Annotated in this window: 15 protein-coding genes and 1 pseudogene; 14 read left to right on the forward strand and 2 right to left on the reverse strand. The window is 36.5% G+C overall.

Going from position 1 to position 17,027, the window contains the following annotated elements; translation table 11 throughout:
• The 7 genes from FZ940_RS08875 to FZ940_RS08905 all read left to right on the forward strand — a co-directional run.
• A partial coding sequence (locus FZ940_RS08875; protein ID WP_148822283.1) for a glycosyltransferase occupies positions 1-966 on the forward strand: 966 nt, incomplete at its 5' end.
• Positions 959-2,023 (forward strand): glycosyltransferase family 4 protein, encoded by a 1,065-nt coding sequence (locus FZ940_RS08880; RefSeq protein ID WP_148822284.1) that lies wholly within the window; start codon positions 959-961, stop codon positions 2,021-2,023. The genes FZ940_RS08875 and FZ940_RS08880, both read left to right, overlap by 8 nt.
• Positions 2,016-3,119, forward strand: a complete 1,104-nt coding sequence (locus tag FZ940_RS08885) for a glycosyltransferase (protein WP_148822285.1) — start codon at positions 2,016-2,018, stop codon at positions 3,117-3,119. Before FZ940_RS08880 ends, FZ940_RS08885 begins: the two co-directional genes overlap by 8 nt.
• Complete coding sequence (asnB, locus tag FZ940_RS08890; protein ID WP_148822286.1) at positions 3,107-4,972, forward strand: asparagine synthase (glutamine-hydrolyzing); 1,866 nt, start codon at positions 3,107-3,109, stop codon at positions 4,970-4,972. Before FZ940_RS08885 ends, asnB (FZ940_RS08890) begins: the two co-directional genes overlap by 13 nt.
• A gap of 6 nt (positions 4,973-4,978) precedes the next feature.
• Positions 4,979-6,055 carry a glycosyltransferase gene (locus tag FZ940_RS08895; RefSeq protein WP_148822287.1) on the forward strand — a complete coding sequence of 359 codons (1,077 nt, stop codon included), beginning with the start codon at positions 4,979-4,981 and terminating at the stop codon, positions 6,053-6,055.
• Complete coding sequence (asnB, locus tag FZ940_RS08900; protein ID WP_148822288.1) at positions 6,043-7,935, forward strand: asparagine synthase (glutamine-hydrolyzing); 1,893 nt, start codon at positions 6,043-6,045, stop codon at positions 7,933-7,935. Before FZ940_RS08895 ends, asnB (FZ940_RS08900) begins: the two co-directional genes overlap by 13 nt.
• Positions 7,928-9,034, forward strand: a complete 1,107-nt coding sequence (locus FZ940_RS08905) for a glycosyltransferase family 4 protein (RefSeq protein ID WP_107812172.1) — start codon at positions 7,928-7,930, stop codon at positions 9,032-9,034. The genes asnB (FZ940_RS08900) and FZ940_RS08905 overlap by 8 nt, the downstream gene beginning before the upstream one ends.
• 4 nt (positions 9,035-9,038) lie before the next feature.
• On the opposite strand, the gene FZ940_RS08910 is transcribed toward FZ940_RS08905, so the two are convergent.
• Positions 9,039-9,974 (reverse strand): sugar transferase, encoded by a 936-nt coding sequence (locus FZ940_RS08910; protein WP_148822289.1) that lies wholly within the window; start codon positions 9,972-9,974, stop codon positions 9,039-9,041.
• A 103-nt stretch (positions 9,975-10,077) separates the two neighbouring features.
• Between FZ940_RS08910 and FZ940_RS08915 the strand changes: the two genes are divergently transcribed.
• Positions 10,078-11,061 (forward strand): YeiH family protein, encoded by a 984-nt coding sequence (locus tag FZ940_RS08915; RefSeq protein ID WP_148822290.1) that lies wholly within the window; start codon positions 10,078-10,080, stop codon positions 11,059-11,061.
• Here the strand turns inward: FZ940_RS08915 and nadD are convergent.
• Complete coding sequence (gene nadD / locus FZ940_RS08920; RefSeq protein ID WP_148822291.1) at positions 11,045-11,926, reverse strand: nicotinate (nicotinamide) nucleotide adenylyltransferase; 882 nt, start codon at positions 11,924-11,926, stop codon at positions 11,045-11,047. The two genes, FZ940_RS08915 and nadD, sit on opposite strands and share 17 nt — an antisense overlap.
• 79 nt (positions 11,927-12,005) lie before the next feature.
• On the opposite strand from nadD, the gene gap reads away from it, so the two are divergent.
• The 6 genes and pseudogenes from gap (at position 12,006) to FZ940_RS09720 (ending at position 16,808) form a co-directional block, all read left to right on the forward strand.
• Positions 12,006-13,004 (forward strand): type I glyceraldehyde-3-phosphate dehydrogenase, encoded by a 999-nt coding sequence (gene gap / locus FZ940_RS08925; protein WP_148822292.1) that lies wholly within the window; start codon positions 12,006-12,008, stop codon positions 13,002-13,004.
• 16 nt (positions 13,005-13,020) lie between these two features.
• A complete protein-coding gene (locus FZ940_RS08930; RefSeq protein WP_148822293.1) occupies positions 13,021-14,220 on the forward strand; it encodes a phosphoglycerate kinase in 1,200 nt (399 codons plus the stop codon).
• Between the two features lie 3 nt (positions 14,221-14,223).
• Positions 14,224-14,922: a triose-phosphate isomerase gene (locus tag FZ940_RS08935; RefSeq protein ID WP_148822294.1), complete on the forward strand. Its 699-nt coding sequence runs from the start codon at positions 14,224-14,226 to the stop codon at positions 14,920-14,922.
• 324 nt (positions 14,923-15,246) lie between these two features.
• Positions 15,247-16,065, forward strand: a complete 819-nt coding sequence (gene fabI, locus FZ940_RS08940) for an enoyl-ACP reductase FabI (RefSeq protein WP_054197067.1) — start codon at positions 15,247-15,249, stop codon at positions 16,063-16,065.
• A gap of 158 nt (positions 16,066-16,223) precedes the next feature.
• Positions 16,224-16,630: pseudogene (locus FZ940_RS09715) on the forward strand (DUF2625 family protein).
• Positions 16,605-16,808 carry a DUF2625 family protein gene (locus FZ940_RS09720; protein ID WP_223155446.1) on the forward strand — a complete coding sequence of 68 codons (204 nt, stop codon included), beginning with the start codon at positions 16,605-16,607 and terminating at the stop codon, positions 16,806-16,808. Before FZ940_RS09715 ends, FZ940_RS09720 begins: the two are co-directional and overlap by 26 nt.
• Positions 16,809-17,027 lie beyond the last annotated feature (219 nt).

Genomic DNA, 17,027 nt, shown 5'->3' on the forward strand with positions numbered 1-17,027 from the left:
GTTTTAAATAAAGTAAATTTTTTTAAATTAAATATAATTTTTAATATAGATGGTGTAGAAAGTGAAGATGCTTTGGTAGCGTTTGCCTTTAAAAATATAAAAGATGATTTTAAAATAGTGCAATTTACTAAAGCTAAATGCAAGAAATTTTTTTTTCTAAACCATTATCATATTTATACTAGTAAGATTTCTGATAACCTTAAAAAGGTTGGTGTTTATAGATTTTTAGCTGAAAGCGATTTGGCTAAAAATAGTGAATATTTTAAACATTACTTTCAATGGTATAAAAATAGTGTTTTGCTATTGCCATATGTTTATAATAAAAGATTTATGTTACTTAATGATTTTAATATGCGAGAAAATTTATGTCTGGCAACAGGAAGTCTATTTTATTTTAAAAGAACTGAAGATTTTATTGACTGTATAGATTTTTACAATACCGATACTCTCCATCCAATGAGAAAAGAAATTTATGAAAAGCAAGATGAACTCAAGGATGTGATTTTTTCTAGGATATCTGACCTTACTAGTGAAATTCAACCAAAAGAGGTTTTCGGAGAAAGTATTATAAAAGATTTTTTTGCAAAAATTTACAACCTATTTTATGTAAAACAAAAAGAATATTATAAGTTTGATATGGTTAATGAATATAACAAATATAAAATGTTTATAGTACCAGAAGAGATTACTGGATTGCCAGCTATAGGCTTTGTGGAAGGAATGGCATGCGGTGCAGCTTTTATCGGTTTAAGTAGTCCTATCTATAAGGATATGGGGCTTATAGAAAATTTTCATTACATATCTTATGATGGTAGTTTAAAAGATTTGGTAAAAAAAATAAGATATTTTCAGTTACATAATGATGAGCTTCAAAGAATTGCTAAAAATGGTTATGAATTTGTGATTAATAATTTTAATGGAGAAAAAATTGCACAGCAATTTTTAAATTATTTAAATAATGAATAAAATAGCATTTATAATTTTCTCTTTAGCTTCTGGAGGAGCTGAGAGAGTCTTAACAATATTGGCGAATGAACTTATAAGAAAGTATAAAATATATATAATTACTTTTTCAAGTGATGATCCTTTTTATAGTCTAGACAGCAGGATAGAACATATAAAATTAGGTATAGACAAAGAATCAAGAAACATATTTCAATCTATTAAGAATTCTTTGGCACGTTTGACCCTATTAAAAAGAACATTAAAAGACATCAATGCTAATACTAATATAAGTTTTATGACTCACACAAATATTTTAAGTATAGTTGCATCAAGACTAAATAGGCAACATATTATTATTTCTGAGCGTATAGCATATGATTTTTATAATTCATTAAGTTTAAGTATTTTGCGAAGGATAATATATCCCTTTTGTGATACGCTGGTTTTGCAAACGTTATCTGATCAAAATAATTATAATTTTATAGCTAATAAAAGTATTGTTATTTATAACCCCATTAGTAGAATCTCAAGCATAAGAATGAATAAAAAGAATATAATTTTAGGAGTAGGCAGTTTAGAAAAAAGAAAAGGATTTTATAATTTAATATTGGCTTTTGAAAAGTTAAAATTAAATGACTGGGAATTACATATTGTAGGTGATGGCTCGCAAAAAAATGAATTAGAAAATTTAATAAAAAAACTAAGATTAGATAATGTTAAATTGCTTGGCAGTAAAAAAGATATATTTAGTCAATATGCAGTAGCTTCTATTTTTGTACTATGTTCTGAAAGAGAAGGATTTCCAAATGTACTTTTAGAGGCAATGTCTTGTGGCTGCGCTGTTGTGAGCTTTAATTGCAATTATGGACCTGGAGAAATTATAGAAAATAGAAAAAATGGAATTTTAGTAGAAGATCAAAATTTTGAAGAATTGGCCAATGAAATTAGGGCGTTAACAATGGATAATGATATGAGAAAAAAAATAGCTAGTGAAGCCGTTAGGGTAAAAGAAAAATTTTCTTTAGAGAAAATAGTAAAACAATGGGATAGCGTAATCCAAAAGGTTCTTGATGATTAACCTTGTTTTAGCAATACGTTCATTAAATATCGGGGGCGCAGAAAGACAATTTATAGAGCTTTTAAAAAATATTGATAAAAGTAAATTTAAAGTATCTGTTTGTACTATGTATGGTGGTTGTCAAGAAGTAGATATTATGGGTATAGAAAATATAGAATATTATAACCTTAAAAAAAAAGGTCCATATGATATTCTAGGGTTTTATTTGACTTACAAAAAGCTTTTACACCGTATAAAACCAGATGTCGTTTATAGTTTTATGCCTGAGATGAATCTTTTTTCCCTATGGTGCAAGCCTAAAAAAACAAAAATTATTTGGGGTTTTCGTGCTTCAAATATAGATTTAGATAAATATAATAAAATTGCTAAGCTTGTTTTTTTATTACAAAAAATATTTTCAAATAAAGCAAACCTTATTATTGCGAATTCATATAGTTCTATAGAATTTCATAAAAGTGTTGGATATTTTATGGATAGATCCGTTGTTATTCCAAACGGAATAGATGTCAATAAATTTACACCAAATAAAAAAGAAAATAATAATTTTAGAGAGAAGTACGGCATTGATCAAAGAGACATTGTTATAGGCATAGTTGCAAGACTAGATCCTATGAAAGGGTATATAGTGCTCTCAAAAGCTGCAAAAGAAATACTTGAAAAATATAAAAATATAGTATTTTTTTCGGTAGGACGTGGCGATGAAAATATTAAAATAGAATGCCAAAAGGTGCTAGAATATAATAATAGGTTTATTTGGCTTGGACAGCAATATGATGTCGAAAGACTGTATGCCGGTTTTGATATCGTTGTTTCTTCTTCCAGTAGTGAAAGTTTTAGTAACTCAATAGCAGAAGCCATGAGCTCTGGGTGTATGGTTGTAGTTACTGATGTTGGTGATAGCAGAAGGATTGTGGGGGATATTGGAGTGGTTGTTGAGCCAAATAATATTGATGCGCTACTTTGTGGAATAGATAGGGCATTGCAAAGCAATTATAAATATATTGGTCGTATGTGTAGAGATCGAATACTAAATAATTTTTCTATAAAGAATATGATAGAAAGTACCCAAATGGAAATAATAAAATGTGTGGAATAGTTGGATTTAATAGTAAAAATAGTGCAAAAATAGATGCCATGTTAGATAGTATAAAACATAGGGGTCCTGATGGAGTTGGCAAATTTGAAAGCGATTTATTTTCTATGGGCCATGTTAGATTGTCGATATTAGATCTTAGCAAAAATGGTGATCAACCAATGTATTTTGAAAATATTGTTATGGTCTATAATGGTGAGATTTATAATTTTAAGGAGATACGCAAAGAGCTTATAAACTATGGATATCATTTTGTATCAAACACCGATAGTGAGGTTGTTCTAAAAGCTTATCATAAATGGGGTATAAAAGCTATTAATAAATTTATAGGCATGTTTGCTATTGCATTTTATGATAAAAGTAACCAAATTCTAACAATAATAAGAGATAGAACTGGAATTAAACCATTATATTACTTTTTTAATGGTGATGATTTTATTTTTGCTAGTGAATTAAGACCGATAATGAAATTTCAAAATAATTTAGATATATCAAACGATGCACTAAGTGAGTTTTTTCGCTATGGATATATTTCATCAAACCTGTCTATTTTTAAGGACTGTTATAAATTACCAGCTGGATATTTTGGAGTATTTGATTTAAATCAAAAAAGTTTTAAATTAGAACAGTATTGGTCTGTTTTACCTTTTTTTGACATGCCTAAGTTTGATGTGAGCGAAGAGAAGCTCATAGATAATTTAGAAGAAGTTCTTGTTAATGCTTTTACCTGCACAACTGTATCCGATGTTCCTATAGGTATTTTTTTGAGCGGTGGCATAGATAGTAGTATTGTAACTGCAATACTACAAAAGCATTGTGGTAATGTTAATACTTTTACTATAGGTTTTAATAATGAAAAATATAATGAAGCAGAATATGCGAAGAACATAGCTAGATTTTTGAAAACAAATCATCATGAGGAATATCTAGATATTTCACAGGCAAAATCTATATTAAAGAAATTCCCGGATATCTACGATGAACCTTTTGCTGATAGTAGTGGAATACCAACTGTTTTGGTTAGCGAGTTTGCAAAAAAAAATGGTATAAAAGTAGTTTTAAGTGCCGATGGTGGTGATGAAATATTCTGTGGATATGAACGATATTGGAATATACATAAAATTGGAAAAGAAATGTTTAAGGTCCCAAAAATATTACGTAAATATATATCCCGTACTATGACTTTCTCAAAAGGATATGTTTTGCCATTATTGTCTCTTTCTGAAAATTTAAGGCATAAGTATTATCAGTTAAAAGAAATATTGAATTGTAATGAATGGTTAAATTTCTATGAGCTTATGGTTCAAACTAATAAAAACTATGAAATAGAAGAGCTTTTTAAGAAACGAACATTTATTGAAAAAAGCATTATATCTTTAAATAGCTCAAATGAACATGCTATGCAAGATATGATGTTGTGGGATTTTAATAGATATATGCCAGATGATATACTAACAAAAGTTGATAGAGCTACGATGAGTGTAGGAATAGAGGGGCGAGAACCTATGCTCGATCATCGAATAATAGAATTTATGGCCAGGGTTCCATTTGAGTTAAAATATAAAAATAAAACAAGTAAATATATTTTACGTAAGGTTTTAGAAAGATATGTACCAAGTGAAATGTTTAGTAGACCAAAGATGGGATTTGGGATACCTATGCTAGAGTGGTTTAGTGGCGATTTATCGTATTTATTCGATGAGTTTTTAAGGAAAGATAGAATACAACATAATTTATTAAGTGAGTGTTGTATGGCTAATGAGCTTAAAAAATTAAAAAATGGCAAACAGCGAAACATAAATAAACTATGGTTTATTTTAGCATTTCAAATGTGGTATTTTAAATATATAAAATAACTTATCATGAAGAAAATAAATGTATTGCAACTCATAACCGGACTTGGTATCGGAGGTGCTGAAAAGGTAGTATATGATATTTCTATTAATATAGATAAAGATAAATTTAATAATTATGTCGTTTCACTATCTAAACAAAATGATATGCTAAAAGAATTTATAGATTCTGGAACTAGTGTAATATCTTTAAATAAAAAAAAATCTTTGGTTGATTTGTTTTGCATGTTTATAAGACTTGTAAAGTTTATTTATGAAAAAGATATTGATGTTATTCATGCCCATATGTCGCATTCAATCATTGTTGCTACTTTGCTAAAAATTACGAAACCAAAAATTAAGATTATAACTACATCACATAGCTTAAAAATGGAATCATTGTGTCGTGAAATTTTTCTTTATATATTTAAATTTTTACGTTTTAAGGATATTATTTTTTCTAAAAGAATGGTTAGATTTTTTTATATTAAAGACTATGAGATTTTACCAAATGGAATTGATGTTTCGCGTTATAGTATTGATAAAAAAAAGAATAACAGGTTTACATTTATATCAATTGGAAGACTTGAAGAGGTAAAAAATCATAAAGATATAATACGAATAGCTTATGAGATGAAAGATGGGTTTGATTTTGAGCTGCAAATAGTTGGTGATGGAACACTTAGATGCGAATTGCAAAAATTGATCGATGAATTAGAACTTAATGACAACGTAAAACTATTAGGATTTAGAAAAGATATTCCTTTGTTGCTAAATCAAGCACATTGCTTTCTACTGCCATCGTTATGGGAAGGTATGCCAATTGTACTTCTCGAGGCTGCTGCTAGCTGTTTGCCAATAATTTCAACCCCGGTAGGAGGAATAAAGGATTTTCTTGATGATACGAATGCAACACTTTCTTCTATTGCTAATTTTAAGCAGGAAATGATAAAAATGATAAATAACTATGATGCTTACTTGGTAAAAGCAAACAAACTTTATTTAAAAGTTAAAAATGAGTATTCAATTAAAGCAATAGTAGAGAGGCATGAGAGAATTTATTTGGAAGCTTTTCAAAAAACAGAAAGCATAACATGTGCGGGTTAGTTGGTTTTATAGATAAAAATAAAAATGAGCAAATTTTAGTAGATATGCTAGAGATACAGGCATATCGCGGTCCAGATGATAGAGGTATTTTTTTTGATGAAAAAAGTGGCGTTCACTTTGGCCACAACCGCCTATCTATAATGGATCTAAGCTCAAATGGTCATCAGCCATTTGTGAGTGATTGTGGTGGGTATGTGATAGTTTTTAATGGAGAGGTTTATAACTTTAAAGCTATAAAGGAAGAGCTATTAGCCCTTGGCTATAAATTTGTATCAAATTCTGATACCGAGGTTATTTTATACTCTTATAAAGAGTGGGGTGATGAGTGTCTTGCTAAATTTATAGGAATGTTTGCATTTGCTATTTTGGATAAAAATAAAAATGAGCTATTCTTATGCCGTGATAGAGCTGGCGTAAAACCACTTTATTACTATTTTGATGGTATAAATTTTATTTTTTCTTCTGAGATCAAATCTTTTCACAAGCATCCAAAATTTAAGAAAGAGCAAAATTTAGATACGCTAGCCTATTTTTTCCAGTTTGGCTATATTCCTGCACCTTATAGTATTTTTAAGGATTGTTTTAAACTTCCTGCTGGTTGTTATTTAAAATTTGATATTGTCAAAACGACATTTAAAATAACAAAATATTGGGATGTAGGATATTTTTATGCACAGCCAAAATTTAATAAAAACGAGAGTGAAATTTTAAACGAACTTGAAGGTATTTTAGATAGTGCAATAAATTTACGTACTATTGCTGATGTACCAGTTGGTGTCTTTTTAAGTGGTGGATATGATAGCTCACTGGTGGCTGCTTTACTAAGCAAAACGCAGAAGATTAATACATTTACCATAGGTTTTGATGACGCTAGATTTAACGAGGCTGCCCACGCAAAGCAAGTGGCCACGCACTTTGGTACAAATCATCATGAGTATTATATAAATGAAGCCGACATGCTTTCATATATCGACACTCTTTCTTTCTTTTATGATGAGCCTTTTGGGGATAGCTCTGCAGTAGCGACCATGGCAGTTTCAAAAATGGCAAAACAAGATGTAACAGTTGCACTTAGCGCAGATGGTGGAGATGAACATTTTTGTGGATATAGCAAGTATTTCTTCTTACATAAATTTCAGGGTATTTTTTCTACTTCGCTAAAGAGAAATTTGATAAAAATTGGATTAAATTTAATAAATGAAAAAATAGCTGACATTGCAAATCAAGCCTTGCCAAATAATATCCGCCAGACAAATTTCAGAGATAAATTTCTAAAGTTAAAAAGAGCCATAAATAGTAAAAATTTAGACGAAATGTTTATAAATGCAAGTAGTTATGTGGATAGGTCGGACGTAACTAAATTTCTAAAAATAGGGCTAAAACAAGAGTATATGAATGTGTGGAAAAATGAGCTCAAGCTTGATTTTTTAGATCATATGATGATGTGTGATTATAAGCTTTTTATGTGTGATGATGTGCTTACAAAAGTTGATCGCGCTACAATGAGTGTTAGCTTAGAGGGACGTGAGCCGCTACTAGATTATCGTTTGATAGAGTATTTGGCACGCGTTCCAGTAAATATAAAATATAAGAATAATCAGCCAAAATATTTGCTAAGACAAATTCTGTACAAATATATCCCAAAAGATATAATAGACAAGCCAAAATCAGGCTTTCAGATCCCGCTTGCAAAGTGGTTAAGGGGTGATATAAGATGGCTCGTTGAAGAGAATTTGGACTCTAGGGCTTTAAATGATGAGATATTTGATGTAAAACAAATACAAAATTTAAAAGATAGATTTTATGCTGGAGAAGAGCTTCAAAGTCTTATTTGGTTTATGGTGGTTTATCAAATGTGGAAAAGGAGATGGCTTGAGTAAAAGCGTCTTTATGGTGACAAATAGCGCTTGGAGTGGGTACAACTTTAGACTGAGCCTTGCAAATCACCTAAAGAAAAACGGCTTTAAAGTGTCGTTTGTTGTTCCATTTGATGAAAAATACTCGGCTTTATTAGAAGAAGAATTTGAAGTTTTTCATGTAAATTTTGATGCAAAAGGGATAAATCCGTTAGTTGATCTAAAAACTTTTTTTAGTTTGCTAGCCCTTTATAAAAAGGAGAAGCCAGCTTGTGTCTTAAATTTTACTATTAAGCCAAATATTTATAGTTCACTTGCCTGTAAAATTTTGGGCATTTGTTGTATTAGCAATATCACGGGACTTGGGACGGTTTTTATAAAACAAAGTTTTGTCACAAGCATAGTTAAATTTCTTTATAAGATATCGCTAAATGCAAACAAGGTTGTATTCTTTCAAAATTTAGATGATCAAGATCTATTTAAAAATTTAGGCATTATTTCAAAAAGAAAATGCGACCTGCTGCCAGGAAGTGGTGTAGATATAAATAAATTTGCCCCAAGACAAGAGAACAAAAGCGACGAAAAATTTAAATTTTTATGTGTAGCAAGACTTATAAAAGATAAAGGCATTTTCGAATTAGTTGAGGCTGGTAAAATTTTAAGAAAAAAAAGAGATGATTTTAAGATATTGCTACTTGGAGAAAAAAATGTTAAAAATAATACTGCCATTAGTGATGAAGAGTTAAATTCGTGGCTTAAAAACGACTTTTTGGTTTATCTTGGTATGAGCGATGATGTAAGTAAAATTGTAGCTAGTGCTGAGTGTGTTGTGCTGGCATCGTATAAAGAGGGAATGTCAAAAAGTTTATTAGAGGCCGCATCCATGGCAAAGCCATTAATAGCTACAAATGTTAGTGGCTGTAAAGAAATAGTAGATGATGGAGTAAACGGCTTTTTGTGTGAGCCAAAAAACTCTATAGATCTCGCTAAAAAAATGGAAAAAATTTTAAATCTTGATAAAAATATTCTTGAACAAATGGGTAAAAACGGCAGAGAAAAGATGATTTTATCTTTTGATGAGAATATTGTCCTAGAAAAATATACGAAAGCTATTATGGACTAAACAACTAAATACCTTTTTTGCCTAGTATTATCTCAAATGTTTTAAATATAGTTTTTATCTCTAGCCAAAGCGACCAGTGTTTGATGTAGTAAAGATCATACATTAGTTTTTGTTTGGCGTCGTGTGTATTTGAGCCATAAGGGTAGTTCACCTGCGCCCAGCCAGTTATCCCTGGGCGAACGATGTGACGTTCATTGTAGTAAGGTATCTCTTTTTCAAAGAAATTTATCCAGTGTCTTCGCTCAGGCCTTGGTCCTATTAGATGCATTTGCCCGCGAAGCACATTTATACACTGCGGTACCTCGTCTATACGAGTTTTTCGCATAAATTCGCCAAATTTAAATACTCTCTCGTCATTTTCGCTAGCAAATTTTGCCCCATCTTTCTCGGCATCTTCCATCATCGAGCGAAATTTTATGCACTCAAATTCTCTATTGTCCAGCCCAACTCTACTTTGTAAAAAGTAAAGGCTTCCAGGTGATTGCTCGTCTATCTTTCTCTTTACATAAAATTTTAGACCAAAAAGCAAGATAAAAAGCACCAAACAGCTAGCATAATCGATCATTCGCTTGAGTACATAGCTAAAAGCACAATAAGGCCTTATTTCATCTAAAAAATTAAGATTTTCGCCATTTTCTGGGATATAACATTTGTGCAGATAAATTTCTAAAAAATTCTCTACGTTTAGAAATTCTATCTTTTTATACTTCGTTTTAAACTGCAAAAGCGTGAAAAATCTCACCAGTTTGCCATCAACTGGCTTTGCGGTATTTAGCACGATTAGCCTTTGATCGCCTGATTTTATGAGATTTTCTAGTGCGCTTCGCAAGACTTTTGCGTCGCTATTTTCATGGGATAAAAAATTTACTTGACCAAATTTCTTTCTAAGCTTTTCTAGTTCTAGGCTGGTAAAAGCATATTTTTCACCAAGGATGATCATAGTCCTATCCCTTTATCTTTATTTTAAATTTGCATTATAAAATTCGTCTAATTATACCCAAACGTGCTAATTGCATTTTTAAAAAATAGATTAAGGTTAAAATATGTCTCATAAATTTCTTGCTGTGCTTGTTTTAGCGCTGATCTCTGCCATTTCTTTTGCGCTCTCAAACACGATTTTAGCTAAATTTCACACAAGCCCGCTCATTATCTCTATCATTTTAGGCGCCATTTTTGCAAATCTTTTTACAAAACAAACTCAAATTTTAAAAAGTAGTGGCGTCGTATCGATCGCTGGGAAGCAAATTTTAAGGCTAGGCATCATACTTTTTGGCTTTAACATAAGCCTTAGCGAGATCGCAAGTGTCGGCACCATTGGCGTGATATATGCAGCTTTTATGGTATTTGCGACCTTTTGCTTTGCGCTTTTTACCGCTAAAGCTTTGGAGCTTAGCAAAGATAGCGCTGCGCTCATTGGCTCAGGAGCTAGTATATGCGGTGCAGCTGCTGTTATGGCTACTCAAAATGAGATAAAAGCAGACGCAAACAAGCTTGCTATCGCTATTTGCACGGTGGTACTTTTTGGGACGATTGGTATGTTTATCTATCCATTTATCGCTAAATTTCTAGCTCTCACGCCGCACCAAACCGGTTTTTTTATCGGTGGCTCGCTTCACGAAGTAGCCCATGTAGTGGCAGCCTCAGCGGCATTTGATAGTACAGCAAACAGCACCGCCGTCATCATAAAAATGCTTCGCGTCATCATGCTCGTGCCATTTTTGTTTTTGCTAAATTTCTTAAATTTAAGCCAAAATAGCGGTGACTCAAAGATAAAGAGCATACCATGGTTTGCGCTATTTTTCCTAGTGGCGATCTGCGTTAGGTCTTTGCCATTTTTCCCTGAAAATTTGGTGCAAATTTTAAAGCTAGCCTCTAGCATCTGCCTTTGTGTTGCTATGTGTGCTTTGGGGTTTGGGATAGATAGGAGTATATTTAAAGCGACTGGCAAAAAGCCATTTTTGTTAGCATTTTTTATATTTTTATGGCTTATTTGCTCATCACTTGTATTTGTTAAGACTCTTTGCTAGTTTTTAGCTTTTGCAAAAACTCTTCGATGTTATATTTTGCTCGATAAGCTGGGCTTAAAAGATGTATCAAGATATCGCCAAGGTCCATCACGATCCAATCAGGCGAGCTCTCCATGCCTATAAATTTCTCCCCAAGAGGTTTAAGCTCCTCTTTTAGATCCTCGCTCAGCGAGTAAGCGTGCCTCTCGCCAAGCGTAGTGGCGATAACTACGGCTTTTACGAAATAATCATCTCCACTCATATCAAACACTTGTATCTCTTCAGCCTTTTTTGCGTCTAAAACCTTAACTATACTTTCGGTGCGCTCTTGCATCGATCTCTCTTGCATTTTGTATCCTTGGTAAAAATTTATAATTTCATCTTTTATCTCGCTAGGCAGCTCATCAAGCCCTTTTTGATGCCTGATCTGCGACGAGCTAACATCCACGTGCACGTCCATTTTTTGTAAATTTCGTGGAATTTCTATGTGATTGCGCTTAGCGATCACAAACTGCACTAAATTTTTTAGCTCCTCGTAGCCATGCCACTTATCAAGCGTGGCTAGGTGGTCCGCGCCTATTATGAGATAAAATTTCTCTATCTTGAATTTCTCATACAAATACTTAACTGTCTCTATGGTAGGCACAGGGCGAGCTAAATTTATCTCATAGTCTGAGATCTCGACCTTTTCTAGGCCGCCCCAAATTTCTCTTATCCACTTTAGGCGAAGCTCTGGCGGAGCTGAAAATTCGCTCTTAAAAGGACTTATAAAAGTTGGCATGATGATGAGCTTGTCGATATCAAGGCCGCTTAGTGCCATTTTCACAATGCTATCATGCCCCAAGTGAACTGGGTCAAAGCTCCCGCCAAAAAGTGCTAACTTCATCTATTAAAGTGCCTTGTTTATATTTGTTTTAAAATTCTTTTTTGTAGAATTAGGCGTAATTATATCAAAAGGAGCTAAGATGTCAGTTAAAGTAGCTATCAACGGTTTTGGACGTATCGGCAGGTGCGCTGCTCGTATTATTTTAGAGCGAGACGACGTTGAGCTTGTCGCTATTAACGACACGGCGACGCGCGACATGACGCGCTATCTGCTCAAATACGACAGCGTACATGGCGAATTTAAGCAAGACGTTAAAGTGATAAGCGACGATTTTATAGAAGTAAACGGCAAAAAGATAAGAGTTTTTTCAACAAGAGATCTAAACGAGCTTAGCTACGCTGACTACGGCGCAGACGTGGTTTTGGAGTGCACGGGCAAGTTTTTAACCACCGAAAAATGCGAACCGTATCTAGCTCGCGGCGTCAAAAAAGTCGTCATGAGCGCTCCGGCAAAAGACGACACGGCGACCTTTGTAGTCGGCGTAAACGACGATAAATACGCAGGCGAAGCGATCGTCTCAAACGCAAGCTGCACCACAAACGGACTAGCGCCCGTCGCAAAGGTGCTAAATGATAAATTTGGCATCGTAAAAGGGCTCATGACTACGATCCACGCCTACACAAACGGCCAAAGCTTGGTTGACGTGAAGGCCAAAGACTTCCGCCGCTCACGTGCTGCAGCCCTAAATATCGGACCTACGACCACCGGAGCCGCAAAAGCGATCGCAAAAGTACTTCCTGAGCTAAACGGCAAGATGCACGGCCAAGCGGTCCGCGTACCTGTCGCTAACGTCTCTATGGTCGATTTAACGGCGATTTTAAAAAGACCGGCCAGCAAAGAGGAGATAAACGAGGCGTTTAGAGCGGCTGCTGAGTCGAATTTAAAGGGGATTTTGTTTGTCGATGACGATTATAGGGTTAGCAGCGACTTTTGCACGAGCGCATACAGCAGCATCGTAGCCAGCGACACGACGCAGGTCATCGCCGACGATATGGTAAAGGTCTTTGCATGGTACGACAACGAGTGGGGTTACTCGACAAGACTCGTCGATCTTGCTAAGATCGTGGCTACGAAGTAAATTTAAAGGGTGAAAAATGAGTGAAATTTTATCGATCAACGATCTTGAGCTTAGCGGCGCGAAGGTATTTGTCAGGTGCGATTTTAACGTGCCTATGGACGAGTTTTTAAACATCACCGACGACCGCCGTATCCGCTCGGCGATCCCAACTATCCGCTACTGCCTAGATAACGGTTGCAGCGTGGCTTTGGCTAGCCACCTCGGACGTCCCAAAAACGGCTTTGAGGAGAAATTTTCGCTACGAGGCGTGGCAAAGAGGCTTTCAAGGCTGCTTGATAGAGACGTGATATTTGCCGAGGACGTCGTTGGCGCGGATGCCAAGGCTAAAGTCGCCGCGCTAAAACCGGGCGAAATTTTGCTTCTTGAAAATTTGCGCTTTGAAAAAGGCGAAACCAAAAACGACGAGGCGCTAGCCGCCGAGCTCGCTAAATACGGCGAATTTTACATAAACGACGCGTTTGGCGTCTGCCACAGGGCGCACAGTTCGGTCGAGGCGATCACTAAATTTTACGACGAGAAGCATAAAGCAGCGGGATTTTTGTTGCAAAAAGAGATAAATTTCGCCCAAAATCTCATTAAGCACCCTGCGCGTCCGTTCGTCGCGGTCGTGGGCGGCAGTAAGGTAAGCGGCAAGCTACAAGCCCTACACAACCTGCTTCCGCGCGTGGATAAGCTGATAATCGGCGGCGGCATGGCGTTCACGTTTTTAAAATCGCTCGGCGAAAATATCGGAAACTCGCTGCTCGAAGAAGATCTCATCGACGATGCGCGCGAAATTTTGCGCAAGGGCAGGGAGCTGGGTGTTAAAATTTACCTGCCGGTAGACGTCGTCGCGGCTCAGACCTTTTCGGCAGAAAGCGCCGTGAAGTTTGTCCCCGCACAAGAAATACCAAGCGGCTGGATGGGGCTAGATATCGGACCGGCGTCGATTAGGCTCTTTAAAGAGGTCATCGCCGACGCGCAAACCATCTGGTGGAACGGGCCGATGGGAGTTTTTGAGATGGATAAATTTAGCAAAGGCAGCATCAAAATGAGCCACGCTATCATCGACACTCACGCGACTACGGTCGTTGGCGGCGGCGATACGGCCGACGTGGTCGAGCGCGCAGGAGACGCTGATGAGATGACATTTATCTCAACTGGCGGAGGTGCGAGCTTGGAGCTAATAGAAGGCAAAGAGCTGCCTGGCATAAAGCCGCTTAGAAAAGAGGAGTAGGTCTTGAAATTTCTAGCGAATTTAAAGTGCAACCACACAAGAGCAAGCTTTAGAGAGTACGCGAAAATTTTAGACGAAAATTTAAGCGCAAACGACGACGTGACGGTATTTCCTCCGTTTAGCGCGCTTGATCTTGTGGCTCATAAATTTAAACTCGGCGCGCAAAATTTCTATCCGTGCGAAAGCGGCGCTCACACCGGCGAGATCGGCAAGGCGATGCTGGACGAGTTTGGCGTAAAAAGCGTGCTAATCGGACACTCCGAACGACGCGAGCTTGGCGAGAGCGAGGAGCTTTTGCGAGCTAAATTTGGCTTCGCCGTAAAGGCGGGCTGGCAGATCGTCTACTGCATCGGCGAAAATTTGAGCGTGAACGAAGCGGGGCGCACGAAGGAGTTTTTAGCGGAGCAGCTAAAAAATATCGACCTTGGCTACAAGCGGCTACTGATCGCCTACGAGCCAATTTGGGCGATAGGCACGGGCAAGAGCGCGAGCACGGAGCAGATCGAGAATGTTTTAAATTTCATCCGCGAGCAGACGAGCGCGCCGCTACTTTACGGCGGAAGCGTAAACGTCGCAAATATCGGCAGGATAGCGGATATCGAGAACTGCGATGGGGTGCTAGTAGGTACGGCGAGCTGGGACGCGACGAAGTTTTTGGAGCTTATGCGCGTTGTCTCGCATCGCTATACTTCGTTGTCTTAAAATTTTGCTTGGTCATTACCTGCGTGGTGACTCCCATCGCAAAATTTTAAGTCGCCTAGTCTAGCTTCGCGATACTGCCGCTATCCAATTTGGTTTCAAATTTGGCGTTTTCGCGAGATTTCGCGAATTTTAATTTATAGAATTTTAAGTCAAATTGCGAAGGATTTTTCGCTTAGTTAAGGTAGGATTTAAAAAATAAGCAGAGTAAGCATATAGTTTTTGAGTATTGCTTTTAAAATTTTAACGAAAGATAAATAACTCTGCTTGTAGCTGTAAGCTTGTGAAGTAGAAAAAGTTAAGTAGCTTTAATAAAAAGGAGAACAAATGATACTAAAAGGTAAAAAAGGTCTAATTGTTGGTGTCGCTAACGCCAAATCCATCGCTTACGGCATCGCCGAAGCTTGTCACGCGCAGGGTGCGCAGATGGCGTTTACATATCTAAATGACGCTCTTAAAAAGCGCGTAGAACCAATCGCGGAGGAGTTTGGGAGCAAATTCGTCTATGAGCTTGACGTAAACAACCCAGCTCACCTTGACGGTCTCGCGGATCGCATCAAAAAAGATCTTGGCGAGATAGATTTCGTCGTGCACGCAGTGGCCTATGCGCCCAAAGAAGCATTAGAAGGCGAGTTCGTAAACACGACTAAAGAAGCCTTTGACATAGCGATGGGAACTAGCGTGTACTCGCTACTAAGCCTCACGCGCGCGGTGCTACCGGTGCTAAAAGAGGGCGGCTCGGTGCTAACTCTTACGTATCTAGGCGGACCGAAATTCGTGCCACATTACAACGTTATGGGCGTCGCAAAAGCAGCGCTTGAAAGCTCGGTTCGCTACCTAGCGCACGACCTTGGCGCTAAAAATATTCGCGTAAATGCGATCAGCGCAGGCCCTATCAAAACGCTTGCCGCAAGCGGAATAGGCGATTTTAGGATGATCTTGCGCTACAACGAAGTAAATAGCCCGCTAAAACGCAACGTCACTACCGAAGACGTCGGCAACAGCGCTATGTATCTGCTTAGCGATCTAGCTAGTGGTGTAACAGGTGAAGTTCACTACGTAGACTGCGGCTACAACATCATGGGTATGGGCGACGTGGCTACCGACGCCGAAGGCAACACGATCCTAGCTTGGGATGCAAAATAATCCTCTAATACAAATTTGGCGGGGTGACTCGCCAAAATCTTCTTTTAAATTTAATCAAATTTATCGCAAGAATTCGCAATGAGAGCTTTAGATGAGCTTATAGATGCAAATGAGCCAGGCTTGGGAGCTTGGTCGAAGAACGGCTAAATAAGCTAAAAATGGGTGAAATTTTACTGCGTGATGAGAGCAGGGCGCAAAGCGAGCTTTTAGGGCTTCAGGTAGCTACTTGCTCACCGATGGGAGCGCTTGTTTATGGGTGCGGTGGCATCGTGATGGATGAAGGTTGGCTGTGTATGCTTGGCTCAGGATGCGAGCAGATGAAGTATGGAATTTATAGATTTAATCTTGAAAGAGCTTTAGTGAAGAAGAGCATATGCCTAGCAACTTACTCGTGACAAACGTTATTTTGGATAAATTTTTCTTGCTAAATGGCGTCGCCTTTGGTGGCAAAGCTGGCAACGTCTTTTACTGCGTGCCAGATAGTGGCAAATGGGAGGATACACAGCTTGACTACTCGCAGTTTTTATACTGGGTGCCTTGTGGTGATATATCTAAATTTTTGTGAGTTTTACAGCTGGGATGGCTGGTGTGAGGATGTTAAAAATTTTAGCCTTGATAGGATGATGTTTGCGCTATTGCCAATACTTTGGCAAGGCGTCGACATAAAGCTAAGACTAAAAAATATGAAAAAGGATGATATTTGCATGAATGAATTTTTCATTTTTGTCTTCAAGAGCGTCTAATAAATTTATATGATACTTCTAGTAGATTCAAGAGATTTGCTCTATCTTATTTAAAATTTTGAAATTTTTTCATAATCTACTTAAGAGCGTTTATAAAAATAATTCTGAGCTCTAAAAAGCAAAATTTATTTTAGATTTCTTAAGTCTTTCTTGATAAAAATTATCTACAAAATTTAAAAATTTTTATACTTGTAATAATTTTCTATTAAAAATTAACCT

Source organism: Campylobacter concisus (assembly GCF_902460415.1).
Lineage (GTDB): Bacteria > Campylobacterota > Campylobacteria > Campylobacterales > Campylobacteraceae > Campylobacter_A > Campylobacter_A concisus_Y.